This is a genomic window from Cellulophaga lytica DSM 7489 (assembly GCF_000190595.1).
In the GTDB taxonomy this organism is placed as follows: Bacteria; Bacteroidota; Bacteroidia; order Flavobacteriales; family Flavobacteriaceae; genus Cellulophaga; species Cellulophaga lytica.
The window spans coordinates 424,242-449,861 of record NC_015167.1 but is presented as its reverse complement, the minus strand read 5'-3'; the positions used below and the strand labels follow the sequence as shown (position 1 = coordinate 449,861).

Here is a 25,620-nt window from a genome sequence, read left to right as displayed (position 1 = left end):
GACATTGTTAACATTAAAAAGTAATGTGTTAGTATAAAAAAAAAGCCTTGAAAAATAGTTTTCAAGGCCTTTTAGTTGTTTAGGGTAACTAAATTTATTTAAGTTCTAATTCTCCAGTTTCTTCAGTAGTTTCACCTCTTAATTGTGTATATATAGAAACAAGTTCAGATAGTTTTTTAGCATTTGTATCTGCCAAGTTGTTTTGTTGCTGTTTATCTTCTTTTAAGTTATAAAGTTGATACTCATTAGCTATACCCAATTCTATATTTACTTGTGTATTTATAGCTTTACCTTTATAGGGTGGAATTAAAGCCCAGTCACCACTCCTTAATGCCGTTTTTTTGTTGGCTTCTAAAATTAAATGCTTTCTTCCGTTGTTAGACTTTCCTAAAAATGCATCTAATAATTGCTCGCTATCATTAGTAGTTGTATTACTACCTGTAAGTTTAGCAAGCGAACTAAGTAAATCTACTTGGCAAACCAAAGCATTAGATACAGCAGGCTTTATTTTTCCTTTCCAATAAGTTATAAATGGTACACGCGTACCAGCATCAAACAAACTGTATTTGCCACCTCTTAAACCACCTGTAGGTGTATGTTTTCCTAATTTTTCTACCGCATCATCAAAATAACCATCATTTAAAACAGGACCATTATCACTGGTAAATACAATTAAAGTATTTTCTAATAGTTTTTCTTCTTCTAATGTTTTTATAAACTCGCCAATAATCCAATCTGCTTCTAAAATTACATCACCTCTAGGGCCCATTCCAGATTTGCCTACAAAGCGTGGGTGTGGTGTACGGGGTACGTGTGGCTGTTGTAGAGCGTAGTATAAAAAGAAAGGCTCATTTTTATGCTCTGTAACATATGACTTAGCTTCTTTTAAAAAATGATCTGCCATATCTACATCACTCCATTTGGCAGCTTCACCACCTTTCATAAAACCAATTCTAGGAATACCATTTACAATGCTATTATTATGTCCATGATGCCATTTCATACTTAACAATTCCGGATTGTTTTTGCCTGTTGGTTGGTTGTCATAATTTTTAGAATAATCTACTTCTATAGGATCTTTTGGGTCTAAACCATCTACGTGTCCGTTTTTTATATAAACTGTTGGTACACGATCTTGTGTTGCTGCCATAATGTAAGAGTAATCAAAACCAACTTCATTAGGACCAGGAGAAACACGTTCATTCCAATTCACATTTCCTTGTCCAAGTCCTAAATGCCATTTACCAACAATACCAGTAGCGTATCCTTGTTTTTTAAGCATTTTAGGAATGGTAGTTTGCTCTGTATTAATTATAAGTGGTGCAGTACCAGGTAAAATTGCCGCATCTTTATTACGCCAAGGGTACACACCAGTTAGTAAGCCATATCTACTAGGCGTACAGGTTGCAGATGTTGCATAACCATTGGTAAACCTAACGCCTTCATTTGCAAGTTTGTCTATATTAGGAGTAGTTATTTCTGTAGCACCATTAGCACTAATATCTCCGTAACCTAAATCGTCCATATAAATAACAACAATATTTGGTTTGGCGGTTTCCATTGTTGTTTTATTTTTAGCAGAATTGTCTGCCTCTTTTTTAGTTTCTTTACAGCTGCTTATAAAAATACTAGTTGCAATTGCCAGCGAAACGTAAATATATCTTTTTTTGTTTTTAAGTAAATGTATCATTGAATTGGTTTTGTGGCTAAAATATTACTTTTTTAATGATTTTTCTCGTGTTTTTCTCCATCTTTTATCCTCTTTAACTACATTTTCTGCGTGCGGATCTAACCAACCAGGAGTCTTGTTTTTTGCATCCCAGTTGGTATAAGACTTTTCTAAATCTATACATATTTCTGGGTGTTGGGCAGCAATATCATATCGTTCTAAGTTATCTTCTTTAATATTAAAAAGTAAGGTTTTATTTTTATAGGCACTTTTATACAATTTGTACTTGTCTTTTCTAACAGCATATTCAAAATTACCAGAAGATCTCCAAAATAGGGTCTTGTGCGGTGTACCTTTATTTTTATTCAGTAAATAAGGCATTAAATCTACACCATCTAATTGTTTTTCTATAGCAGCATTACCACCAGCAGCATTTAAAAGTGTAGGAAATAAATCTAATGATGATATAGGTTTTGTATACTTACTATCTTCTTTTATTTTGCTTGGCCATGAGATAAAAAAAGGTACTTTTATTCCGCCTTCAAATAACATTCCTTTGTGTCCTCTGTAAGGTCTGTTATCTGCGTGTTGTATTCTTCCGCCATTATCACTTAAAAAAACTAAAATAGTATTGTCTTTAATACCATTAGCAACAAGAGTAGAATCTATTTTACCAATATTAGCATCTACAGCATTTACCATAGCAGCATAAACACTTCTGCCAGCATACTCTATATGTTTGGTTTGCTCTAAATATTTTTTTGTAGCGTGGTCTGGTGCGTGTGGTGCGTTATAGGCCAAGTAAATAAAAAATGGGTTTTTATCTTTTTTGTTGATAAAATTGATAGCTTCATTGGTAAAATCATCAGTTAAGTAGGTTAGTTCTTCCTCTGCAACTGGCTTTGTGTTGCGGTAAATAGTCTGAATTTTGCTTGTTGCTTTTCCCCAATAGTTCATACTTCCGCCAGGAAAACCAAACCAATGGTCAAAACCTTGTGCAGGTGGGTGCAGATTAGGATGATCTCCTATATGCCATTTGCCAATTGCACTTGTTCTGTATCCTTGTTCTTTTAATGCTTCAGATATTAGTTTTTCTGATAAAGGTGTACCAACTGTGGCATCATTTTCTCCTTCATAAGGCATATTACAGTCGTGCCCAAAACGCGCCTGATACCTTCCGGTAAGTAATCCAGCCCTAGACGGACTGCAATAAGGGTGAGAAACATATCCGTTAGAAAAAATTACACCTTCAGAAGCTATTCTATCTAAATTTGGTGTAGGAATATCTGTAGCACCATTAAAACCAACATCTGCCCAACCTTGGTCATCTGTTAATACCACAATAATATTGGGTTGTTTTTGTGCAGTTATTAGTTGCGCAAAATAAAAAAAACAAAAAGCAAGTATTAAATTTTTAAGGCTACTCATTCCTATTTAGTTTTTATAGTTATTGTGGCAGAGGTAAGGTTATCTGCAGTAGCTGTTAGAGTTATTTCACCAGGATTTTCTGTAGCTTTTAAAATGGCTAAACTTTTACCGTAAAACGATGTAATATAATTTGCCTGAAAAGACTCTAATGAGGCAGAGTTGCCATTGCCAACAGCTTCTAAATTACCATTACCAGATACTTTAAAATTAATTAGATGATTTGCTTTAGGACATAAGTTACCGTCTTTGTCTTCAACCCTAACTGTAATAAATGATAAATCTTCTCCACTAGCATTAATAGTAGTTCTGTCTGCTATTAATTTTATTTTATAAGGTTTGCCTGCTGTTTTAATTTCTTTAGTAGCTACAGGTTTTCCATTTTTATACCCAACAACTTTTAAGCTTCCAGGTTGGTAAGGTACATTCCATGAAAGTCTGTATTTAGAGTCAATAGTGCCACCTTTAAAACCATTGTATTCTGCAAAAATGGTAGTAGTATCTTTTCCTTTTATTTTTTTGCCATAAGATTTACCGTTTACAAAAAGTTCTACTTCATCACAATTTGTATACGAGTATACAGGTATGTTTTGGCCTTCTTTACCTTCCCAATTCCAATGTGGTAATACGTGTACCATTGGCTCTGTGGTCCATTGGCTTTGGTACAAATAAAACCTGTCTTTAGGAAAACCTACTAAATCTACAGGTGCAAAATATGATGCGTGGGATGGCCAATCATCATTCCAATATCCGTTAGTAGAGTTGTCTCTTCCGCCATAAGGAGTAGGTTCTCCTAAATAATCAAAACCAGTCCAAATAAATTCTCCCAACGAATGTGGATTTTGTTTTTGTGCTTCAAATTCTACTTCTGGAGGGTATGTCCATGACGGACCAATATTTACATCATAACTAGAAACCTGATTAGTTTCTTTGCTAACTCTTTCTTTTAATGGAAACTCATAGTAACCTCTAGTACTTGTTTGTGAAGATGTTTCTGATCCATAAAAAATCATATCAGGGTTTTGTTCTCTAATTTCTGCATAATAAGCAGGTTTGTAGTTTACACCAACAACATCTATTTGGTAGGCTAATTTGTTTTTAAATGAAGCAGGGTAATAGTTAAAACCAGCAGTTGTAGGTCTGGTATTGTCTTCATTATGACAAATGTCATTTAACATTTTAGCTATTTTCCAGCCATCTTTTTTACCTTGTTCTAAAATTTCGTTTCCAATACTCCACATAATTACAGATGGGTGGTTGCGATCTCTTTTTATCATATCTCGCAAATCTTTCTCTGCCCATTTGTCAAAATATTTATGGTAACCATTAGGTACTTTAGCCTCTTTCCATTCATCAAAAGCTTCATCAATAACCACAATGCCAAGTCTATCACAAACCTGCAGCATTTCTGTAGAAGGTGGGTTGTGACTAGTACGTAGAGCATTTGCACCCATTTGTTGCATTATTTGCATTTGGCGTTCCGTAGCTCTATAATTAACAGCAGCACCCAAAGGACCAAGATCATGGTGCATACAAACACCATTAAGTTCTACTGCTTTTCCGTTTAAGTAAAAGCCTTCTTTTTTAAACTCAATAGTTCTAATACCAAATTCTGTAGTGTACTCATCTATTGTCTTGTTATCTTTTATAACACGACTAACAGCTGTGTATAAGTTTGGTTTGCCAATATCCCATAAAATAGGGTTAGGAACTGTAATTTTTTGCACCTCTTTTTGTTCAGATGCTTTAGCTAGTTCTATTTTGTTGCTTGAAACAGCAACAGTTGTATTGTTTATGTCTAAAATGGTAGTTTCTAGTACAATGTTTTCAGTTGTATTTAGGGTATTTTTTAGTTTAGTTTCTACGCTAACAACGGCTTTATTACTAGCTACTTTAGGTGTAGTAATGTATGTTCCCCATTGCGGAATATGTATTGGTTCGTTTAACTTTAAACGAACTTTGCGGTAAATACCAGCGCCAGGATACCATCTTTCAGATAAAATTTCTGGAGCCAATTGTACGGCAATAACATTGTTTTCTCCAAATTTTATAAACGGAGTTAAATCATACTCAAACCCACTGTAACCGTAATGGCGTTCTCCTACAAAATTGCCGTTAATATACACTTTGGAGTTATCCATAACACCATCAAACTCTATAGAAATTTGTTTGTTTTTGTTTTTAGCGTCTACAGTAAAATGTTTTCTGTACCAAGCAATACCGTCTATAGGTAAACCACCGTTACGTGCATTATTTTTATCACTAAACGGACCTTCTATAGCCCAATCATGTGGTACGTTTACTTTTCTCCAATTGCTATCATCAATAGTTATGGCTTCTGCATTAGGAATACTATCTTTTATAAATAACCAGTTTTTATTAAAATCTTGGTCTGCTAAAACTTCTATTTCCTTTTCTTGGCAAGAAGAAAAAAACATCAGAAAAAGTAGTAAAGCAGTTAATTTATATGTTTGCATATGGTTTATTTTTTAGTTTGATTTAAGTTGAGGTTTAGACGTAGAAATATCTAACGGGTCATTCATTGTTTTTTGAAGCTTTTGTAGTTCATTAAATAACTGTAACACCCTGTTTTGCTCTTCCGGTAGGTTAGCAATATTATTCATTTCTTCAGGATCTGTTTGTAGATTAAACAGTAGTACTTTTTTAATTTTAGGGTATACAAGAAGCTTGTAGCCATCTTTTCTAATCATTCTTTGTACATCTAAATACGCACCGTAAATACTTTTGTAATTGCTTTTTGTATTATTTTGTTTTGCCAGTTGTAAAAAGCTATTAAACTCAATGTAATTAGGTTTTTGTATACCTGCAATTTCTAACGAGGTTGCCATAGCATCTTGTAAGTACACATCTGCAGTATTCTTTTTGTTTTTGGGGATATCTGGACCAACAATTATCATTGGAGGTCTAATACTGTGGTCAAATAAATTTTGTTTACCAAGTAAACCGTGTTTTCCCATAGCTAAGCCATGATCTGAGGTAAAAATAATATACGTATTGTTTATTTTTCCAGAGTTTTTTAATGCTGTTAGTATGTCTCCTATTTGAGCATCTAAGTGCGTTATGCTAGCATAATACTCTTTTATATGAGTTTTTATGGCAAGCTCTGTTCTAGGAAAAGGAGCTAAGGCTTCGTCTCGTAAATCATCACCATTAGCAATATTGTGCCTGTATGGATACTCTGGTAAAAAGCTTTTTGGAATAGTAATGTTATTTACATTGTACATAGCTTGGTAAGCTTTTGGAGCCTGCCTAGGATCATGCGGAGCATTAAAAGCCAAGTACATAAAAAAAGGTTTTTCTTTTTGTTTTGCTGTATTTATAAAGGTTATGGCATCGTCTTTTAAAACTTCACTCCAGTGTTTTCCGCCTTTCCAGTAACCACCTTTAGTAATATCTGTTGGTAACCAAGTAGTATCTGTAGTAGTTTTTGGTCTGTTATAGCCATTAGGCATAATTGTTTTAGAATCTGGATTTTTAGTTCTGTAAAGAGAATCGAACTTTGCAACCATTGTTGCGTGGTCCCAAGCATCTCTTGGCATACCAGGTCTTATGTTGGCAGTATATTTAAATACTTTTGTAGCAGGAGCGTCTACGTGCCATTTACCAGTCATATACGTATTATAACCACTGTTTTCTAATAATTTAGCCCAAGTTTTATCAATAGAATCTTGTTTTTTCCAGTTTTGTCTAAAATTATTAGCTCTCCATACGGTTCTGCCAGAAATAAGCATTGCTCTAGATGCAGCGCAAACTGCACCGCTCCATGACCCCATATTGTACGCGTTGGTAAATGTGGTTCCTTGCTGTACAAGAGCATCCATATTTGGAGTCTTAATTTCAGAATTTCCTAAAGCATTAATGGCAGTATAGGTTTGGTCATCTGTAAAAATAAAAACAATATTAGGTTGTTGTTTTTTTGACTTTGGATTGCTTTTTTTACCACAAGCACTAAGTGTAAGTACTAGTATTAAAATAGCTGTATAAATCTTCATAACTACATATTTTACCATAAAATTATTGTGCGCACTAAAGTTGTACACACAATAATAAAATTAACTCCTATGTAACAAAGTTGAGATTTGCAGCTTTAAAAGTAGTATACAGATGGTTTTAATAATAAAACATATGTTTTTTATTAAAAGCTATTCCTTATCTGTGGTGTCTTCACTATTAATTCTAATGTATTTGCTAGGTACAACACCAAACTGTTTTTTAAAACATTTAGAAAAATATGATGCCGTATTAAAACCAGTCATATACATAATTTCTTTTACAGATAAATCGCTCTTTTCAAAAAGCTGTACAGCTCTTTTTAATCTAATGTTTCTTATAAATTCACTAGAGGAGAGTCCTGTTAGTTCTTTAATTTTTAAATACAAGTTACTTCTACTCATATTCATTTCTTTAACTAACATTTCTACACTAAACTCTGAGTTCATCATATGCTTTTCTACAATTTCTATGGCGTTTTGTAAAAAAGTTTCATCAGAAGACGTAACTGTAACTTCATTAGGCTGTAGTGTAATTTCTCTATTAAATTTTTTCCTTAATTTTTCTCTGTCATTTAAAATATTAGAGAGTTTAATCTCTAATAATTCTAAGTCAAAAGGTTTTCTAATGTAAGCATCTGCGCCAGTTTTTAGGCCTTCAATTTCTTTTTCTTGAGACGTTTTTGCGGTTAACATTACAACAGGAATATGACTGGTTTCTTGTGTAGATTTTATTTGGTTACAAAATTCTATACCATCCATAACAGGCATAACTAAATCTGTTATCACAATATTAGGAATAAACTTTTTGGCAAGTTCTAATCCTTTTTGTCCGTTTTCAGCTTCATAAATATAGTAGCTTTCACCTAGTCCTTTTTTAATAAATGATCTTATATCTGGGTTGTCATCAATAATTAAAAGCATTGGTAATTTAGATCTTGACCGTGTCATATTCTGGTCTATAATATCATCCATAAAACTTATGGCGTGCGACTCTGCATCTACCTTGCTAATAAATGTATTATCTTCAAAAACCTCATGAAAGTTAAGCTCTTTCTTTTCTTCATAGGTTTCTTTATCTTTTGGTAACCAAACATAAAAAGTAGATCCGTTTTCAGAATCGCTTTTCACTTTAATAATACCTTGGTGTAGTTCTACCAAGTTTTTTGTAAAAGATAAGCCTATGCCTGTACCTTTAGTGTTTACATGAGTTGTTAATCCAATTTCTGTGTAAAAACGTTCAAAAATATGTTGCAATCTGTGTGCAGGAATTCCAGGTCCAGAATCTTTTACTTGTATAACAATATATTTATCTTGGTTTATATTAAGTTCAATATCATCTGGTTTTTTAAAATCTTCACCATTAAAAATATCTAACTTAATTTGCCCATTTTCTGGAGTAAATTTAAATGCATTAGACAATAAGTTATTTATAATTTTTTCTACCGCATCAGGATCAAACCAACTTAAAATAGATTCTTTAGAAACATTAATTTCAAAATTAATATTCTTTTTTCTACTTAAAAACTGAAATGGTTCACCAACATCTTTTAAAAATTCTACAATATTATTTTTACTTAGATTAAGGCTCATTTTTCCGTGATCCATTTTTCTAAAATCTAATAATTGATTTACCAAACGCAATAAGTAATCTGTGTTTTTACGCATTAATACATATTGGTCTTTTGCTTCTTTTGGGCTAATGGTATCTGCCTTTTTCAGTAAAAAATCTAAGGGTCCTTTTATAAGTGTTAATGGAGTTCTAAACTCATGAGAGATGTTGGTAAAAAACTCTAACTTTAATCGGTGTATTTCTTCGTGTTTTTCTTTTTCTAAATGTTCTAACTCTAACTGGTGTTTTTCTGCAGATCTAATTATAGTAAACCTTCTAAAAGCAAGTAGTAGAGCAATTGCAAGTAACACATATAAAGCTTTGGCAATGTTTGTTCTCCACCAAGGTGGCGTAACATCTATTTTTAATTCAATAGGTGTTTCATCCCAAATGTTATCGTTATTAGAGGCTTTAATTTTAAGTACATAAGAGCCAGGTTCTAAGTTGGTATAGGTTGCAAATCTGTTTTTTGATGTTGTGTAAATCCAATCTTTATCAAAACCTTCTAATTTATAAGCATATTTATTTTTTCTGGATGCAGCATAGTGTAAAGCTGCAAACTCAAAAGAAAAACTGTTTTCGCTATATTTTAGCTTAATTTTATTTATAAAATTTATAGACTTGTTTAAAATAACTCTTCCGTTTATTTGTTCACCAATGGCAACAGGTTTATTAAAAATAGAAAAGTTAGTAAGTACCGTTTCTGGCTTAATTTTGTTGCTAATTATTTCTTCAGGAAAAAAAGCAGTAAACCCGTTTACACCACCAAAAAATAATTTTCCTTCCTTGGTTTTTAAAGCTGTAAGTTCACTAAACTCGTTACTTTGTAGCCCATCATTAACATCATAATTCTGAAAAGTTTCAGAGGTAGGGTTAAATTTAGATAATCCGTTGTTGGTAGACATCCATAAATTACCTTGGTTATCATCTAAAATACCTTTAATAACATTGTTAGGTAAACCATCTTTTTCTGTGTAACGTTTAAAACGTATTGTTTTGTCTTTATTTACAATAAGTTTGTTTAAACCGCCACCAAAAGTACCAACCCAAATGGTTCCAGATTTACTCTCAAAAACAGTTAATATGTAATTGTGACTAAGTGTGGTGTCATCTTCAGGATTGTTTTTAAAAGTTTCAAACTTTGGTATTTTAGATCTTTGTTGGTCTGGTGTAAGCCTGCTTAAACCATTACCTGTAGCAAACCATTTATTTCCTTTAGAGTCTTCAAAAATATCTCTAATAATGTTGTTGGGTAGGCCAAACTGCTGGTTGTTATTTTGTCTTAAAATATCTTTAGTAAAACTGGTGCTGTCTTTGTTAATTAACCACCTATGTATACCTCCGTTATAGGTGCCTATCCAAATATTTTTTTCTTTGTCTTGTAAAATAGAAAAAACACTGCCAGATACATCTGGAATTAATTTTAAATCGTTTTCTGATATTTTTTTGTTGTCTGTAACATCAATTTCAAAAAGCCCAGGAGAAAACTCTCCTCCAATAAATATTTTTCTTTTGTTTTTAAAAAAAACTTCTTCAATAGCAAATATTTTGTTGATGTTGTTAAAGTGTTTAAATTGATTAAAATCTTTAGTAATGTTATTTTTTTTGATAAAATTTAGTCCGCCACCTTCTGTGCCAACCCATATGTTTTGTTGGCTATCTTCAAAAATAGCACGTACTTTATCATTACTTAAACTATTAGGGTCTAAGCTCTTTTTTATATGAGAAAATTGCTTTCTGTTTGGGTCAAATTTATTTACACCGCCACCATTTGCTCCAGCCCAAATTATACCAGTTTGGTCTATGTATAAAGATTTAATAGCATTTTTAGTAAGACTATTATTAGGGTTTTTGGGATCGTACTTATAAATATTAATTAACTTAGGAGTAGCATTTTCTGTACTAGAAAATTCTAATAAACCATTATCTGTACCAGCCCATATTTTGTTATTGTTTATAGAAATTGCATTGTAAGAACCCTCATATAAAAACTCTATTTGATTGGTTTCTTTAGTTGGCATATACCTATACAAACCATTACTAGTGCCCAAAATTAAATTACCAAAACTATCCTCTTTAATAACTTTTACATTACAATTTGGTAAGTCAATTAAGTGGTTAACAGATTGAAAATAAATAGTACCATCATTATCTCTAGATAGTTTAGATAAGCCGTTAGTACCACCAATCCATACTTGGTGTTTACTGTCTTCAAAAAAAGAACTTACATTATTAGTACTTTTTATTGGTACAGAGCTGTTTTGGTATAAATTGTAGTGGGTAAACTTTAAAGAATCTGTAGGCTTACTTAAGTCTGCCATACTAATGCCTTTTACTGTGCCAACCCATAATCTATTACTACTATCTCTAAAAAGTACAGTTATATAATTACTTTTTAAACTACTATTGTCTTTAGGGTTGTGTTTGTAGGTTGTAAATTCTTCGGTTTCTCTATTAAAATAATTTAATCCGCCACCTGTAGTGCCAACCCATAAGTTGCCTTTATCATCATCAATAATTTTCCAAATTAAATTGCTGCTAATGCTTTTTTCGTTTTTTGCATCAGGTTTAAAAATGGTAAAGTTGTAGCCATCATATCTATTTAACCCATCATGGGTTCCTAACCACATAAACCTATCATTGTCCTGAAAAATTACATTAACATCACTTTGCGATAAACCATTTTCTGTAGTTAAGTGCTCAAACTTTAAAGAGTTTTGAGCATATGTTGTAGTAATAAATAATAGAAATATGCTAACTGTTAGTAGCATTATTCTTTGGTAAGTATAAAGATTAGTAAGGTTATAGGTCATACTAACAAATATATCAAAATAGAACATACAATAGGTCATATGGTTTTTTGTATTTGTTAGGTGTAAAAACAAAGTAATTGTATTAAGGTGTTGGTTATTAGTTAATTGGTGTTTGTTGGTAAAAGTTTTAATGGCTTGCTAAATAACATATGTTCTAGATTTTAAAACATATACTGTAATTAACAAAACTGATATAAACGAACTTTACCAAAGAGCTAATAACACAATTAACTGTTAAAAATAACTAACAATAACGCCATTAATAATGAAGTATATAGTTTGTGAAAAACCAGGAGAATTTCTTTTAAAAGAGAAAGATGCACCAGTTAGAAAAGAAGATGAAGCCCTACTAAAAATTAATAAAGTAGGTATTTGTGGTACAGATTTGCACGCTTATGGTGGTAACCAAGCTTTTTTTACCTATCCTAGAATTTTAGGTCATGAATTGGCATCAGAAGTTTTAGAAATTGGCGCAAATGATAAAGGAATAAAAGCAGGAGATAAAGTAGTTGTTATGCCTTATATAAGCTGTGGAACTTGTATAGCTTGTAGAAACGGAAAAACAAATTGTTGTACTAATATAAAAGTTTTAGGTGTGCATACAGATGGTGGTATGCAAGAACAAATTACTGTGCCGGCTTCTATATTAATACCAGCTAATAATTTATCTGATGACCAAATGGCAATTGTAGAACCTTTGGCAATAGGAGCCCACGCTATCAGAAGAGCAAATATTGTAAAAGGAGAAACTATAGCTGTTGTTGGTTGCGGTCCTATTGGCATAGGAATTATGAAATTAGCACAAATTGCAGGTGCTAAAGTAATAGCACTGGATTTAAACGAGCAAAGACTACAATATGCTAAAGATAAAATAGGAGTAGACTATACCGTAAACGTTGCAGATAACCCTGTAGCTAAAATTACAGAAATTACAAATGGCGATTTATGTACAGCTGTTTTTGATGCATCTGGACATAAAGGAGCACTAGAAACTTGCCCGTCTTACATGTCTCACGGCGGAAGATTTATACTAGTAGGCCTGTCTAAAGGAGAGTTAACCTATACACACCCAGCTATACACGCAAAGGAAATGACCTTAATGTGTAGCAGAAACGCAACAACTGAAGATTTTGAGCACGTAATTAATGTGTTAAATGAGTTTCCTACAGATTCATTTATTACACACTCTGTACCTTTTACAGAGATGATTTCAAATTTTGATAGTTGGCTTAAACCAGAAACAGGAGTAATAAAAGCAACTGTAAATTTTTAAAAAATAGTAATGTCTAAAAACTACATACAAATAGATGCTAAAGATAATATTATAGTTGCCATTACAGCATTAAGTAAAGGTACAGTAGTAACTATTGCAGGCAAACAAATAGTTTTACAACAAGACATAAAGCAAAAACATAAGTTTGCTTTACACGACTTTAACCCTGCAGATAAAATTTTTATGTATGGGGTTTTAATAGGTAAAGCAACCACAACAATTAAAGCAGGTAGTGCAATTACAACAGAAAATATAAAACACGCATCATCAGACTTTACCAATCAAAAAAAGGAGTTTGTTTGGAGTACGCCAAACATATCTAAGTTTAAAGACAAAACATTTAATGGATATCATAGAAAAGATGGTAAAGTAGGTACTGCCAATTACTGGTTGGTAATACCACTAACTTTTTGTGAGAACAGAAATATTGATGTTATAGAAGCTGCACTTGCAGAGAAACTAGGCTACCAAACAAAAAAAGATTTTGCTGTAGATACAGATGCTTTAATTAAGCAGTATAAAGCAAGAGCCCATAAAGATGATATTTTAAATACTCCAATTATTACCAGTCACGAGGAAATGGCTAAAAATAGGGTATTTCCTAATGTAGACGGAATTAAATTTTTAAAGCATGATGGTGGTTGTGGCGGTATACGTCAAGACTCTGAAACCTTATGTAAATTATTAGCAGGTTATATATGCAACCCAAATGTTGCAGGTGCTACAATTTTAAGTTTAGGGTGTCAAAATGCACAAATTTCTATGATGCAAGAAGCTATTTTGGCTATAGACCCCAGCACTACCAAACCAGTATATTATTTAGAGCAACAGCGTAGTTTAAGTGAGCGTAACTTTATAGAAGAAGCTGTTAAGCATACATTTTTAGGTTTAATAGAAGCTAATAAAATTACCCGTAAACCAGCACCATTACATAAACTTGTTTTAGGGTTAGAGTGTGGTGGCTCTGATGGGTTTTCAGGAATATCTGCAAACCCAGCTTTAGGTTATGCGTCAGATTTATTAGTGGCTTTAGGCGGTAGTCCTGTTTTAGCAGAGTTTCCAGAGTTAAACGGCGTAGAGCAAGAAATAATTAATAGGTGTGTAACAGAAGAGGATTCTAAAAAGTTTTACAATTTAATGAGAGCGTACTCAGCAGCAGCAGTTGCTGTTGGTTCTGGTTTTGAAAACAATCCGTCTCCCGGAAATATTAAAGATGGTTTAATAACAGACGCAATGAAATCTGCAGGAGCAGCCAAAAAAGGAGGTACATCTCCTGTTGTTAGCGTGTTAGATTATACAGAGCAGGTTACAAAACCGGGTTTAAATTTATTGTGCACACCAGGTAATGATGTAGAGTCAACTACAGGCTTGGTTGGTTCTGGTTGTAATGTAGTAGTATTTACAACTGGCTTAGGAACACCCACCGGAAACCCAGTTGCACCTGTTTTAAAAATGTCTAGTAATACCAACTTATACCAACGTATGCAAGATATTATAGATATAAATGCAGGTACTGTAATTAGTGGCGAGGATACCATAGAAACTATGGGTGAAAAAATATTAGAACATATTATAAAAGTTGCTAGTGGAGAACTAGCATCAAAAGCAGTAATACATGGCAATAACGACTTTATTCCGTGGAAGAGAGGAGTTTCTTTATAAATACTATTTACGTAGTAAACAACGCATTGTAAAAATGGCAACAAAAGAAAAATCAATACAATTATTGGATAGGCATACAGCTCAAAAACCAGTTATACATCCCATACGTGTTATGCAATTTGGCGGAGGTAACTTTTTGCGTGCCTTTTGTGATTGGATGTTTGATGTACTAAACAAAACAACAGCGTTTAATGGTAGTGTAGCTGTAGTTAAACCAACAGAAACAGGAGATTATACTGCTCTTAGAGAGCAAAACGGTTTGTTTACTGTAGCCTTAGATGGTATTAAAAATGGGAAAACAGTATCAGAAGTTACTTTAGTAGAATCTATAAGTACCATTATTCAGCCTTATACAGAATGGGATAAGTATTTGGCATTGGCAGAGTTACCAGAATTACGATTTATAGTTTCTAATACAACAGAAGCCGGAATTCAGTTTTCTGAAAATGATAAAATTACAGATTGTCCTCCTAAAGAATTTCCTGCAAAACTAACATTGTGGCTGTATCACAGGTATAGTTATTTTAATGGAGACAAGGATAAAGGCTGTATTTTATTGCCTTGTGAGTTAATAGAAGATAATGGTGAGGCTTTAAAAGAAACAGTTATACAGTATGCAAAACATTGGCAAATAAAACAAGAGTTTATAGACTGGATTTTAAATTGCAACCATTTTTGTAGCACACTGGTAGACCGTATAGTATCTGGTTATCCTACAGACAGAGCTCCATTTTTAGAGGAAAAAACAGGTTTTAAAGATAAACTTTTAGTTGCTGGTGAAGAGTACCATAGCTGGGTAATTAAGGCAAATGCATTGGTACAAAAAGAATTGCCTTTTTCTAAAACAGATTTAAACGTACAGTTTGTAGATAATTTACACGATTACCGAGAAATGAAAGTACGTATTTTAAATGGTGCACATACTTCTTTAGTTCCGGTTGGTTATTTAGCCGGCTTAAGAACGGTAAAGGAAAGTATGGATAATGAAGTGGTTAGCAATCATATTTTTCAAATTTTAGCTACAGAAATTAAACCTACGTTAACCAAGTTTTCTTCAAATGAAATAGATGCTTTTATAGATGCTGTGGTAGACAGGTTTAAGAACCCTACACTTCAACATTTTTTAATTGCAATATCATTAAATAGTACCTCAAAATTTCAATCTAGATTATTGCCAGCATTTAAAGATTATAACCAGTTACACGGTTCTTTTCCTAAACGTATTGCTTTTTCATTAGCTAGTTTAATTCGTTTTTATAAAGGTAGTTTTAATGGAGAAGTTATTGCTGTTACTGATGATAAGTTGGTTTTAAAATTTTTTGAAAACCAATGGAAAATGGTAGATAATAAATCACAATCTGTAACAGATTTGGTTGCACACACCTTAGCTAATAAAACCATAGTAGGAGAAGATTTAACAAAGTATAAAGGACTGGTAGATTTTATTGCTAAAAGCATTACGGCTATTGATGAATATGGAGTAGAAGAATGTTTAAGAAAAATAGAAAACTAATATGATAATAGATGCTCATCAACACTTTTGGAAGTATGAACCAACAAAACATAGTTGGATAGATGATACTATGGCTGTAATTAGAAAAGATTTTATGCCAGCTAAACTAAAGAAAGTTTATTTAGAAAATAATATAGATGGTTGTGTAGCTGTACAGGCAGACCAAACTACACTAGAAAATGACTTTTTAATAGACTTGGCATCTAAAAATAACTTTATAAAAGGTATTGTTGGTTGGGTAGATTTTAGAGCAGATAACATAAATGAGGTTTTAGATCATTACAGTAAAATAAAAATAATAAAAGGGTTTAGGCACGTAGTACAAGGAGAGCCAGACCATAATTTTTTATTAAGATCCAATTTTTTAAACGGAATTGCTCAATTAGAACAATACAATTTTACGTATGATATTTTAGTGTTTCCCCATCAATTGGGAGCAGTGTTAGAGTTTGTGAAAAAGTTCCCTAAAATAAACTTTGTTATAGACCATATTGCTAAACCATATATAAAAGATGGTTTTTATGATGGTTGGGCAAACTTAATGTTGGCAATTGGCGCCCAACAAAACGTGTACTGCAAACTATCTGGTATGGTAACAGAAGCAGATTATAAAACGTGGACATCAGAAACTATAAAGCCTTATATGCAGTTGGTTTTAAAAGCATTTGGAGCAGATAGGTTATTATTTGGGTCAGATTGGCCTGTGTGTTTAGTAGCAGGTAACTATAAAAGAGTAAAAGAGTTAGTTACAGATTTTATTTCCCAATTGAGTGCAGAAGATCAAGAAAAGATACTTGGGTTAAATGCTGTAAAATTTTATAATTTATAAAAGATATAAAATGGATTTAGGATTAAAAGATAAAGTAGTTGTAGTAACAGGCGCTGCAGGTATAAAAGGTAGTATAGGAGAAACAATAGTGCAGCATTTAGCGGCAGAGGGCGCAATACCAGTTATAGTTTGTAGAAATGATAGAGGTTTTGGATATGAAAAAGAACTTAAAGAAAAGGGTATAGATGCTTTGTTTGTAAAAACAGATTTATCAGACCACATACAAATTGAAGCAGCAGCTAAAATAATAGAAAAAAAATACGGTAAAATTGATGCCTTAATAAATAATGTTGGTGTTAATGATGGTGCAGGTTTAAATGCTCCTATAGAAGATTTTATGTATTCTCTTAAGCTTAATATGGTAAGTTATTTTGCAATGGCAAAATACTGTTTGCCAATGCTAAAAAAAGCCAAGGGTAATATTTTAAATATAGGGTCTAAAGTAGCACTTACAGGCCAAGGAGGCACATCTGGTTATGCTGCATCTAAAGGAGGTGTGTTTGGCTTAACACGTGAGTGGGCAGTAGATTTAATTAAGTACGGCATACGCTCTAATGCCATTGTTATTGCAGAAAGTTGGACACCTGCTTATGAGGCTTGGATTAAAACCTTAGAAAACGGAGAAGACAAGCTTCAATCTATTGTAAAAAAGATACCATTAGAAAATAGGATGACAATGCCTGCTGAAATAGCAGACCAATGTTTGTTTACAATATCTTCAAAATCATCACACACAACAGGACAGTTTATTACTGTAGATGGTGGTTATGTTCATTTAGATAGGTCTTTGTTAACAGAATAGCACATAAAATCATTTGTTCTGCTATTTAAGCCAGAAGTAGCCCTTTTTAACAGCTGTCATTTTTAATTTTATACTAAAGTAATTAACCTGTATTATGAACTCAACCAACAATAAACCTATAGTAAAAAAGGAATTGTTATTTCCTTTTATAATGATAACCTCTTTATTTGCTTTATGGGGAATTGCAAATGACTTAACCAACCCTATGGTTTCTGCATTTAAAAAAGTAATGCCAGAATTGTCTAATATGCAGGCATCGTTAGTGCAGTTTGCTTTTTACTTTGGTTATTTTTTTATGGCATTACCTGCAGCTTTATTTATAAGAAAATACAGTTATAAATCTGGTATTGTATTAGGGTTATGCTTGTATGCTATAGGTGCTTTTTTATTTTATCCGGCAGCAGCTTTTCAGGAGTTTAATTACTTTTTAATATCGCTATGGGTTATAACATGTGGTTTAGCTTTTTTAGAGACTACATCTAACCCACTAATTTTATCATTAGGAGCAAAAGAAACAGCAACGCAACGTTTAAACTTAGCACAAGCATTTAATCCTATTGGTTCTTTAATAGGAATGATAGTTGCTCAACAGTTTGTTATTTCTGCACTACGTTCTGATGATAAAAATGAAGCAGGGGAATTAATTTATGACGGGTTATCCTCATCTGCAAAGGCGGTAATTAGAGAAAATGACTTAAGTGTAATTAGCGTGCCATATATTATACTTGGAGTAGTAGTTTTATGTATTATGGCAATTATTTTATTCATTAAAATTCCTAAATCTGTAGATGGTGATAAAATGTCTATCTCAGATTCTTTTAAAAAACTGTTCTCAAATAAAAATTACATTTTTGGTGTAATAGCTCAAGCATTTTATGTGGGAGCACAAATTATGTGTTGGACCTATATTTTTCAATACGTAGATAATATAAATGAAGGTTTGCCAGCAAATGAAGCCTTAACGGCTACTTGGTATAATGTAGCAGCTATGGTTATTTTTTTAACAGGCAGGTGGATTGGTACAGCTTTAATGAAAACCTTAAACCCATCTCGTGTACTGTTATTATTTGGTTTAGGCGGAGTACTATTTTCTGCAGGAGCAATTTTATTACAAGGGCAATTAGGCTTGTACTCTTTAGTGGGTATATCTTTATTTATGTCTATTATGTTTCCTACCATTTATGGCATAGCACTTAAAGATATGGGAGACGAGGCTAAAATAGGATCTGCTGGCTTGGTAATGGCCATTGTTGGCGGTGCTTTAATGCCGGTTTTACAAGGTGGAATTTTAGACTGGGGCGGTCCTGGTTTTTCAGATGTAAAAATATTAGGATTTATTCCAGAAATTAACTTTTCATTTATACTACCACTTATATGTTTATCAGTGGTTACTGCTTACGGCTATGTAACCTATAAATCCTCAAAAAAAATATAAAATGCAAACCAAAAGATATTGTTACTCTTGCGACCTAAAAAACGATTCTAAGCTTATTGAAGAATATAAGGCGTACCACGCAAAGGGCAAAGCTTGGCCAGAGATTACTAAGAGTATAAAAGATGCAGGTATTGTAGATATGCAAATATACCTTACAGGCAATAGAATGTTTATGATTATGGAGGTAGATGCTACTTTTAATGCCAAAAAAAAGGCAGAAATGGATGCTAATAATCCTAAAGTACAAGAGTGGGAAAACTTAATGTGGAAGTACCAGCAAGAGTTGCCTTGGGCAAAAAAAGGAGAAAAGTGGATTGCTTTAGAGAAGATATTTCAATTGTAAAAATTAGTTTTTTTTAGTTCTTTTTGTTAGTGTTTAAGCTGTTTTACTAACAGTTTAATTTTTTTTAGTAAAGAGTAAAAGACCCGCATAATTGCGGGTCTTTTTTGCAAAAACTAAAAACTAACTCTAATTTTTTTTAAGATATACTGTTGCTATATGCAACTATTACAATACCAATTACCATACAGCTAAGACCTAGGTATAAAAAGTTTCGTGCTTTTTTAGAGGCGTTAATCCATTCTTTGGTAATAATACCACTTACAATTGCAGTGGCAACACATGAGGTGTTAAAAATGGCATAACCAACAGTGTTGCCAGAAGCTCCTAATTTGTAGGCAGCAAAGGCGAATAGGGCAGAAGCAGCATAATGAAAAAATGCCATTACTAGTATTAATACAAAGTTTTTGCCAAAAGCTGGAGTTTTAAAATCCCCCCAAGCTTTTTTACTATTTAATTGCCATAAAAAATAGGCCGTCATTACAATACCCCCACTAATAAAAATTGGGAACATAACAGCAACAGCAGTTATCCACTCTGCATTTCCTGCAGCTTGGCTAGCCTCGTGTAAATAAGGTCTTCCTGCTGCATTAGCATAACTAAAACCTGTAGCAAGTAAACCACCGACTACTGCTATTAAAATACCTGTGGCCATAGATCCTTTTTTAGCGGTATTTTCTTCTGTGCTTTTCTCTACTTTTTCTCTAATAAAACCAGCTTTTCCGTTAGCAAAAATGCCAACTAAAACAACTAATAAGCCAATTAAAATAATGGTTAGTTTGTTAGTAGGTGGTAAGCCGTCTTCAATAAAAGGCAATACAGAACCTACCAAAATTATGGTTCCAATAAACAAAGAAAAGCCTAAGGACAAGCCAATGTGGTTAATTGCTTTACTCCACATCATTACACCAACTCCCCATAAAAAGCTGGTAAGTCCCATTTTAATCCATATGTCTGTTGGCATATTTCCAAAAATATCACCAAATCCTTTTATTAGTGATACAGATGCTATTATAGGAACCACAAACATGGTAAGTAAAAAGAATAAGCTCCACGTGTTTTCGTACTTAAAATCTTTTGTAAATTTTTCTGGTAGGGCATACAAGCCCAACATTAATCCTGCAAAAATTGCTAGTAATACTCCTTCTGTCATAGTTTGGTTGTTTTTTTGAGTGAATTAGTTATGTTAAAATGAAAATTTAAAGACGGTTGTGCTCTTATAATTTTCACCAGCTTTTGTAATAGATTTTGGAGAGTTTTTAATATTTGGTCCGTTAGGATACCTGTGTGTTTCACAACAAAATCCTTTGTATTTTCCGTATTTAAGTCCGTTTTCTCGTTTAAGATTATCTGCGGTGTATTTACCTGTGTACAGTAACATGCAAGGTTCTGTAGTAAAAACATCAACACTTAATTGTCCGTTTTCATTAGCTATGGTAGCTACTTTTGTTACCTCATCTTCAGTAGTATCAAAAACGTAAAAATGTTCAAAACCGTCATTCATTGCATTGTGTGCGTCTGCAATTTTCTTAGGCTTTGTTAAATCATCCACAGCATTAGATACATCTATTATTTCTCCTGTTGCGGCACCAGTTTCATCTATTTTTAAACGTTTATTAGTATATACTTGTGCAGTATGGTTCTCTATAGATGTGGTAAAGCCAGATAAGTTAAAATACGTATGGTTTGTTAATGATAATGGTGTGTCTGCATCTGTTGTAGCACTGTAGCTAATGGTTAACTCATTACTATTTGTTAGTGTAAATGTTACAGATACATTAACATTGCCAGGAAAGCCCTCTTCTAAATTTTTACTTACTAAAGATAACTTTAATTTATTTTCACTAGCAGAAGTAGTATCTACTGTCCATATTTTTTTATCAAAGCCAACAGCACCTCCATGTAAATTATTGGGCCCACAGTTTTTTGCTAATTCATATTTTTTACCGTTTAAAATAAACGTAGCATCTTTAATTTGTGAGCAGTACCTACCTACGGTACTTCCAAAATAAGGAGCATTATTTTTGTATTCATCAGAAAAATAACCATCTAAAGTATCAAATCCACAAGCAATTTCTACTAATTCTTCTTTAGCATTAGGCACTTGTATAGACGTAATTGTTGCTCCGTAATTGGTTATTTTAACAACCATTCCGTTTGCATTTTTTAATGTATACAAATCTATTTCTTGCTCATTTAGAGATCCAAAATTGCTTTTTATTGGTTTCATACTATTATTTTTTATTGTTGATAAGGCGCTAGTTTTTCCCAGTTAAATACAACTCCCGTACCAGGGGTATTAGGAGCAACAGCTCTATAATTTTCTACTACTAATGGTCTTGTAGTATATTCATCTATAGGAAAACTATGTACTTCTAGCCACCCAGCGTTTGGTTGTGCAGATACTAAGCTCACGTGCAGTTCTTGCATACCATGGGAACAAGCAGGAACTCCGTGTTTGTCTGCTAAACGTGCAGCTTTTAACCAGCCTGTAATTCCTCCACAGTTTGATGCATCTGGTTGAATAAAAGAAAGCTTTGCTTGGTTAAAAGCATACTCAAACTCGTGTATCGTATGCAAGTTTTCTCCCATAGCTAAAGGAAATCCTGTTTTATCAACTATTTCTGCAAACCCTTTGTAATTATCGGGTATAATTGGTTCTTCAAACCAAGTAATATTGTATTGTTTAAAACCTTCAATTGCTTTTATGGCTTTTTCAACAGTCATAGAGTAGTTGGCATCTACCATAAAAGTTACATCCGGACCAACAAATTCTCTTACTGCCTTTATACGCTCTAAATCTTCTTCTAAATTTTCTCTTCCTATTTTTATTTTAACAGCATTAAATCCGTTAGCTAAATAGGTTTTCATATTATTTAAAAGTTTTTCTATAGGAAACTGTAAGTCTATACCACCACAATATGCTTTACAAGTGTTGTCTGTTCCGCCGGCCATTTTCCATAAAGGAAGGTTGGCTTTTTTGCATTTAATGTCCCAAAGAGCAATATCTATAGTAGAAATTGCAAATGATGCAATACCACCACGACCTACGTAGTGAATATGCCACTCCATAAAATCATACAAGCCATCTATGTCTGTACCATCTTTACCTATTAAAACAGATGCAAAATCGTTTTCTACCATTGCTTTAATAGCGTGCCCACCTTTACCGCCAGTATAGGTGTAGCCTGTTCCTGTACTGCCATCTTCTAAAGTAATGGTAGTGGTTACTAGCTCAAAATGTGTGTGGTCTCCGTGTTTGGCATCATTTAAAACCTCTGGTAACGGAACCTTAAAAAGCTTAGTTTCTACACTTTTAATTTTTGTACTCATTTTTAATCTTTAAAAGTTGCTATTAAGCTTTATGTTTAATGTAAAACGTCTTCTTTTCCATATACTGTTCAAAACCATATTTACCATCTTCGCCACCAGAACCAGATAATTTGTAACCGTTATGAAAACCTTGGTGTTGCTCTCCGTGACCACGATTTACATAAATTTCTCCATATTCTAGTTCGTCATTACATTTCATAATGGTGTTCATATCATTGGTAAAAACCATAGCAGCAAGTCCGTATTCACAGTCATTAGCATAACCTATAACCTCATCAAAAGTTTTAAACTTTAAAACAGGTAAAATAGGACCAAAAGACTCTTCATGAACAATAGTCATATCTTGTGTTACGTTGGTTAAAACGGTAGGCTCAAACCAGTATCCTTTTTCAAATTCTGCTCCTTCTGGTTTTTTTCCTCCAGTTGCAATTGTAGCCCCTTCTTTTACACTAACAGCAACTAAATGCTCCATATGTTTTAACTCGGCAGCATTTACTTTAGGTCCCATATCTGTATCCTCTAACATAGGATTACCAACTTTTAATGCCTTAGTTTTTGTTATAAATTTCTCCATAAAAATATCGTAAATATCTTCATGCAAATACATACGTTCATTACAGGTGCAAACTTGTCCGCAATTGTCAAATCTAGAATGTAATGCTGCATCAACGGCAGCATCAATATCAGCATCTTTAAAAACTATAAATGGAGCTTTACCACCAAGCTCTAACTGAACGTGAGTAAGGTTATTTGCAGCATTTTTAGCTATTTGCTGACCAACAGGTGTAGAACCCGTCATTGTTACCATTTTAGTAATAGGACTTTCTACCAAAGCATTACCCATAGCTCTACCAGGGCCAGTTATAATATTTAGTACTCCAGCAGGAATACCCACGTTGTTAGCCAAATTTCCTAACTCTAAAGTTGCTAACGGTGTTTCTGATGTAGGCTTAATTACAATGCTGTTACCAGCAACCAAAGCCGGACCCAATTTACGGCCAGCCAAAGCCAAAGGAAAATTCCAAGCTGTAATTGCAACAACAACCCCACGCGGAACTTTTTGAATCCATATTTGCTCGTTAGGGTTATCAGAAGGAATAATATCACCTTCAATTCTGCGAGCACCTTCACAAGCGTATCTAATAAACGAAGCCGTAACAGCAACCTCAAAACGAGCAACCTTTAAAAGTTTTCCTTGTTCTTTGGTTAATAGTTGGGCCAAATGCTCTGTATTGGCATCAATTTCATCTGCCAATTTATATAACATATCTGCTCTAGAACGTGCAGGTAATTTTTTCCATTCTTTTTGTGCTTTTTCTGCTGCTTTTAGTGCCTCTAAAGCTTCTTCTGCAGTGCCGTTTTGTACATTTGCGACTACTTCTTCTGTAGATGGGTTTACAATAGCTATAGTTTCGCCAGATGTAGATGTTACCCATTCTCCGTTAATAAATAACTTGTATTCTTTAGTTGATGACATAGTGTATGGTATTATTATTTTGTGTTTGTTTTTTTGTAAGCATCCATGCGTTTTGCAGCATAACCTTCAAACTCTCTTCTTAATTGCCAAAGTGGTCTTTCTAATGTTAGTTCCCAAGCAAATAATTGCTTGTATAGCTCTTTAACTTTTTTAGGATATTGATAAGCAAGGTTATGTACTTCAGAAATATCTTTTTTTATATTGTATAGTTCAGCAGGCCTATCAGGAAATCGTATTAGTTTCCAATCCATATTTCTAATAGCGGCTCTGTTTTCTTTTTTCCAGAAAAGAACCTTATGCGGTCTCTCTTTATTTTCTCCTTTTACATAAGGCATTAGGTCTACACCGTCTAGTTGTTTTAATTTTGATGAGTTTCCGTTTGCTACATTTAAAAATGTTGGAAAAAGATCTAAGGTGCTAATTGGGTAGTTGTAAGTTGTATTTTTCTTAAGCTTACCAGGCCATGACATTAAAAAAGGCACTCTAATACCACCTTCTAAATGGTTAGCTTTTGTGCCGCTAAGCGGATTATTGTTAGATTGGTTTGCATCTGATGGTCCGCCGTTATCATTGGTAAATACAACTAAAGTATTTTTATCTAATCCTTGTTTTTTTAGTTCATCTAAAACAGTTCCAATAGCTCTGTCCATAGCTAAAGTCATTGCAGCTAATGTTTTTCTTTTACCAGTTAAATGAGAAAAATACTTTAGGTCTTCTTTTGTAGCCTCCATTGGAGTATGTACAGCGTTAAAAGACAGGTAAATAAAAAAGGGAGTTTTTTTATTTTTATTGATGAATGATATAGCCTCATTGGCTAATTTGTCTGTAAGATAGCCTTTGTGTTCTAAATAATTTCCAAAACCTTTTTCTAATCTGTCTTCATTTTTGGTTAGTACATTGTTTTTATCATATGGTAAATAGCTACGTGAACCACCTCTAAAACCATAAAATTCGTCAAAGCCTCGTTTTGTTGGGTGAAAAAGATCTGCGTTACCCATATGCCATTTTCCAAATAGGGCAGTAGTATATCCTTGTTTTTTTAAATAGTCTGCAATAGTAAGTTGGTTTGTGGGCAATCCCATTTGATCACCTAGTAAGCCAGAACTACTCATATAACCAGGTACATTATTTTCTTCAAAACCAAATTTTTGCTGGTACTGCCCGGTAAGCATTCCTGCTCTAGATGGTCCACAAACAGCTGCACTTACATATGCTTGTGTAAATTTCACACTTTTTTTTGCAAGTTTATCTAACTCTGGAGTTTTAAACTCAGTACTACCTTGAAAACCAAAATCAGCATAACCAGCATCATCAGAAAGTATAAAAACAATATTGGGTTTTTGTTGTCCAAATAGTAAACTCACCTCTAAAAGAACAAATAAGAGAACCGTTATTTTTATATTTTGATGATGCATTGTATATTTTTT

17 protein-coding genes are annotated in these 25,620 nt (G+C 33.2%); 7 read left to right on the top strand and 10 right to left on the bottom strand.

Annotated elements, in window-relative coordinates; genetic code table 11:
• Window positions 1-94: 94 nt before the first annotated feature.
• The 5 genes from CELLY_RS02145 to CELLY_RS02125 all read right to left on the bottom strand — a co-directional run bounded on the left by CELLY_RS02145 (window position 95) and on the right by CELLY_RS02125 (window position 11,487).
• Complete coding sequence (locus CELLY_RS02145; protein WP_013620009.1) at window positions 95-1,690, bottom strand: sulfatase family protein; 1,596 nt, start codon at window positions 1,688-1,690, stop codon at window positions 95-97.
• Between the two features lie 24 nt (window positions 1,691-1,714).
• On the bottom strand, window positions 1,715-3,097 hold the full coding sequence (locus tag CELLY_RS02140) for a sulfatase-like hydrolase/transferase (protein ID WP_013620008.1): 1,383 nt from the start codon (window positions 3,095-3,097) through the stop codon (window positions 1,715-1,717).
• A gap of 2 nt (window positions 3,098-3,099) precedes the next feature.
• Window positions 3,100-5,571, bottom strand: coding sequence for a beta-galactosidase GalB (gene galB, locus CELLY_RS02135; protein ID WP_013620007.1), 2,472 nt, complete (start codon window positions 5,569-5,571; stop codon window positions 3,100-3,102).
• Window positions 5,572-5,583: 12 nt separating this feature from the next.
• Window positions 5,584-7,107: a sulfatase family protein gene (locus CELLY_RS02130; protein ID WP_042257241.1), complete on the bottom strand. Its 1,524-nt coding sequence runs from the start codon at window positions 7,105-7,107 to the stop codon at window positions 5,584-5,586.
• A gap of 150 nt (window positions 7,108-7,257) precedes the next feature.
• Window positions 7,258-11,487: a two-component regulator propeller domain-containing protein gene (locus tag CELLY_RS02125; protein WP_244847032.1), complete on the bottom strand. Its 4,230-nt coding sequence runs from the start codon at window positions 11,485-11,487 to the stop codon at window positions 7,258-7,260.
• A 307-nt stretch (window positions 11,488-11,794) separates the two neighbouring features.
• On the opposite strand from CELLY_RS02125, the gene CELLY_RS02120 reads away from it, so the two are divergent.
• The 7 genes from CELLY_RS02120 (at window position 11,795) to CELLY_RS02090 (ending at window position 19,386) form a co-directional block, all read left to right on the top strand.
• Window positions 11,795-12,802 (top strand): zinc-binding alcohol dehydrogenase family protein, encoded by a 1,008-nt coding sequence (locus tag CELLY_RS02120; protein ID WP_013620004.1) that lies wholly within the window; start codon window positions 11,795-11,797, stop codon window positions 12,800-12,802.
• Between the two features lie 9 nt (window positions 12,803-12,811).
• Window positions 12,812-14,464 (top strand): UxaA family hydrolase, encoded by a 1,653-nt coding sequence (locus CELLY_RS02115; protein WP_013620003.1) that lies wholly within the window; start codon window positions 12,812-12,814, stop codon window positions 14,462-14,464.
• A gap of 34 nt (window positions 14,465-14,498) precedes the next feature.
• On the top strand, window positions 14,499-15,977 hold the full coding sequence (locus CELLY_RS02110) for a tagaturonate reductase (RefSeq protein ID WP_042256511.1): 1,479 nt from the start codon (window positions 14,499-14,501) through the stop codon (window positions 15,975-15,977).
• A 1-nt stretch (window position 15,978) separates the two neighbouring features.
• Window positions 15,979-16,806: an amidohydrolase family protein gene (locus CELLY_RS02105; protein WP_013620001.1), complete on the top strand. Its 828-nt coding sequence runs from the start codon at window positions 15,979-15,981 to the stop codon at window positions 16,804-16,806.
• Window positions 16,807-16,816: 10 nt separating this feature from the next.
• Window positions 16,817-17,608 (top strand): SDR family oxidoreductase, encoded by a 792-nt coding sequence (locus tag CELLY_RS02100; RefSeq protein ID WP_013620000.1) that lies wholly within the window; start codon window positions 16,817-16,819, stop codon window positions 17,606-17,608.
• A gap of 94 nt (window positions 17,609-17,702) precedes the next feature.
• On the top strand, window positions 17,703-19,043 hold the full coding sequence (fucP, locus tag CELLY_RS02095) for an L-fucose:H+ symporter permease (protein ID WP_013619999.1): 1,341 nt from the start codon (window positions 17,703-17,705) through the stop codon (window positions 19,041-19,043).
• A 1-nt stretch (window position 19,044) separates the two neighbouring features.
• Window positions 19,045-19,386: an L-rhamnose mutarotase gene (locus CELLY_RS02090; protein ID WP_013619998.1), complete on the top strand. Its 342-nt coding sequence runs from the start codon at window positions 19,045-19,047 to the stop codon at window positions 19,384-19,386.
• A 136-nt stretch (window positions 19,387-19,522) separates the two neighbouring features.
• On the opposite strand, the gene CELLY_RS02085 is transcribed toward CELLY_RS02090, so the two are convergent.
• Genes CELLY_RS02085 through CELLY_RS02065 form a run of 5 tightly spaced genes read right to left on the bottom strand, consistent with a single transcriptional unit; the run spans window position 19,523 to window position 25,608 of the window.
• Window positions 19,523-20,536, bottom strand: coding sequence for an L-rhamnose/proton symporter RhaT (locus CELLY_RS02085; RefSeq protein WP_013619997.1), 1,014 nt, complete (start codon window positions 20,534-20,536; stop codon window positions 19,523-19,525).
• Window positions 20,537-20,569: 33 nt separating this feature from the next.
• Window positions 20,570-21,613: an aldose epimerase family protein gene (locus tag CELLY_RS02080; RefSeq protein WP_013619996.1), complete on the bottom strand. Its 1,044-nt coding sequence runs from the start codon at window positions 21,611-21,613 to the stop codon at window positions 20,570-20,572.
• Window positions 21,614-21,624: 11 nt separating this feature from the next.
• On the bottom strand, window positions 21,625-22,716 hold the full coding sequence (locus CELLY_RS02075; RefSeq protein ID WP_013619995.1) for a mandelate racemase/muconate lactonizing enzyme family protein: 1,092 nt from the start codon (window positions 22,714-22,716) through the stop codon (window positions 21,625-21,627).
• Window positions 22,717-22,738: 22 nt separating this feature from the next.
• Window positions 22,739-24,193, bottom strand: coding sequence for an aldehyde dehydrogenase (aldA, locus tag CELLY_RS02070; protein WP_013619994.1), 1,455 nt, complete (start codon window positions 24,191-24,193; stop codon window positions 22,739-22,741).
• A 14-nt stretch (window positions 24,194-24,207) separates the two neighbouring features.
• Window positions 24,208-25,608, bottom strand: a complete 1,401-nt coding sequence (locus CELLY_RS02065; protein WP_013619993.1) for a sulfatase — start codon at window positions 25,606-25,608, stop codon at window positions 24,208-24,210.
• Window positions 25,609-25,620: the final 12 nt, after the last annotated feature.

Excerpts from the sequence above, each read along its gene's own strand:
- CELLY_RS02145 (WP_013620009.1), bottom strand. The coding sequence starts at position 1,690 with ATGATACATTTACTTAAAAACAAAAAAAGATATATTTACGTTTCGCTG.
- CELLY_RS02140 (WP_013620008.1), bottom strand. The coding sequence starts at position 3,097 with ATGAGTAGCCTTAAAAATTTAATACTTGCTTTTTGTTTTTTTTATTTT.
- galB (WP_013620007.1), bottom strand. The coding sequence starts at position 5,571 with ATGCAAACATATAAATTAACTGCTTTACTACTTTTTCTGATGTTTTTT.
- CELLY_RS02130 (WP_042257241.1), bottom strand. The coding sequence starts at position 7,107 with ATGAAGATTTATACAGCTATTTTAATACTAGTACTTACACTTAGTGCT.
- CELLY_RS02125 (WP_244847032.1), bottom strand. The coding sequence starts at position 11,487 with ATGCTACTAACAGTTAGCATATTTCTATTATTTATTACTACAACATAT.
- CELLY_RS02120 (WP_013620004.1), top strand. The coding sequence starts at position 11,795 with ATGAAGTATATAGTTTGTGAAAAACCAGGAGAATTTCTTTTAAAAGAG.
- CELLY_RS02115 (WP_013620003.1), top strand. The coding sequence starts at position 12,812 with ATGTCTAAAAACTACATACAAATAGATGCTAAAGATAATATTATAGTT.
- CELLY_RS02110 (WP_042256511.1), top strand. The coding sequence starts at position 14,499 with ATGGCAACAAAAGAAAAATCAATACAATTATTGGATAGGCATACAGCT.
- CELLY_RS02105 (WP_013620001.1), top strand. The coding sequence starts at position 15,979 with ATGATAATAGATGCTCATCAACACTTTTGGAAGTATGAACCAACAAAA.
- CELLY_RS02100 (WP_013620000.1), top strand. The coding sequence starts at position 16,817 with ATGGATTTAGGATTAAAAGATAAAGTAGTTGTAGTAACAGGCGCTGCA.
- fucP (WP_013619999.1), top strand. The coding sequence starts at position 17,703 with ATGAACTCAACCAACAATAAACCTATAGTAAAAAAGGAATTGTTATTT.
- CELLY_RS02090 (WP_013619998.1), top strand. The coding sequence starts at position 19,045 with ATGCAAACCAAAAGATATTGTTACTCTTGCGACCTAAAAAACGATTCT.
- CELLY_RS02085 (WP_013619997.1), bottom strand. The coding sequence starts at position 20,536 with ATGACAGAAGGAGTATTACTAGCAATTTTTGCAGGATTAATGTTGGGC.
- CELLY_RS02080 (WP_013619996.1), bottom strand. The coding sequence starts at position 21,613 with ATGAAACCAATAAAAAGCAATTTTGGATCTCTAAATGAGCAAGAAATA.
- CELLY_RS02075 (WP_013619995.1), bottom strand. The coding sequence starts at position 22,716 with ATGAGTACAAAAATTAAAAGTGTAGAAACTAAGCTTTTTAAGGTTCCG.
- aldA (WP_013619994.1), bottom strand. The coding sequence starts at position 24,193 with ATGTCATCAACTAAAGAATACAAGTTATTTATTAACGGAGAATGGGTA.
- CELLY_RS02065 (WP_013619993.1), bottom strand. The coding sequence starts at position 25,608 with ATGCATCATCAAAATATAAAAATAACGGTTCTCTTATTTGTTCTTTTA.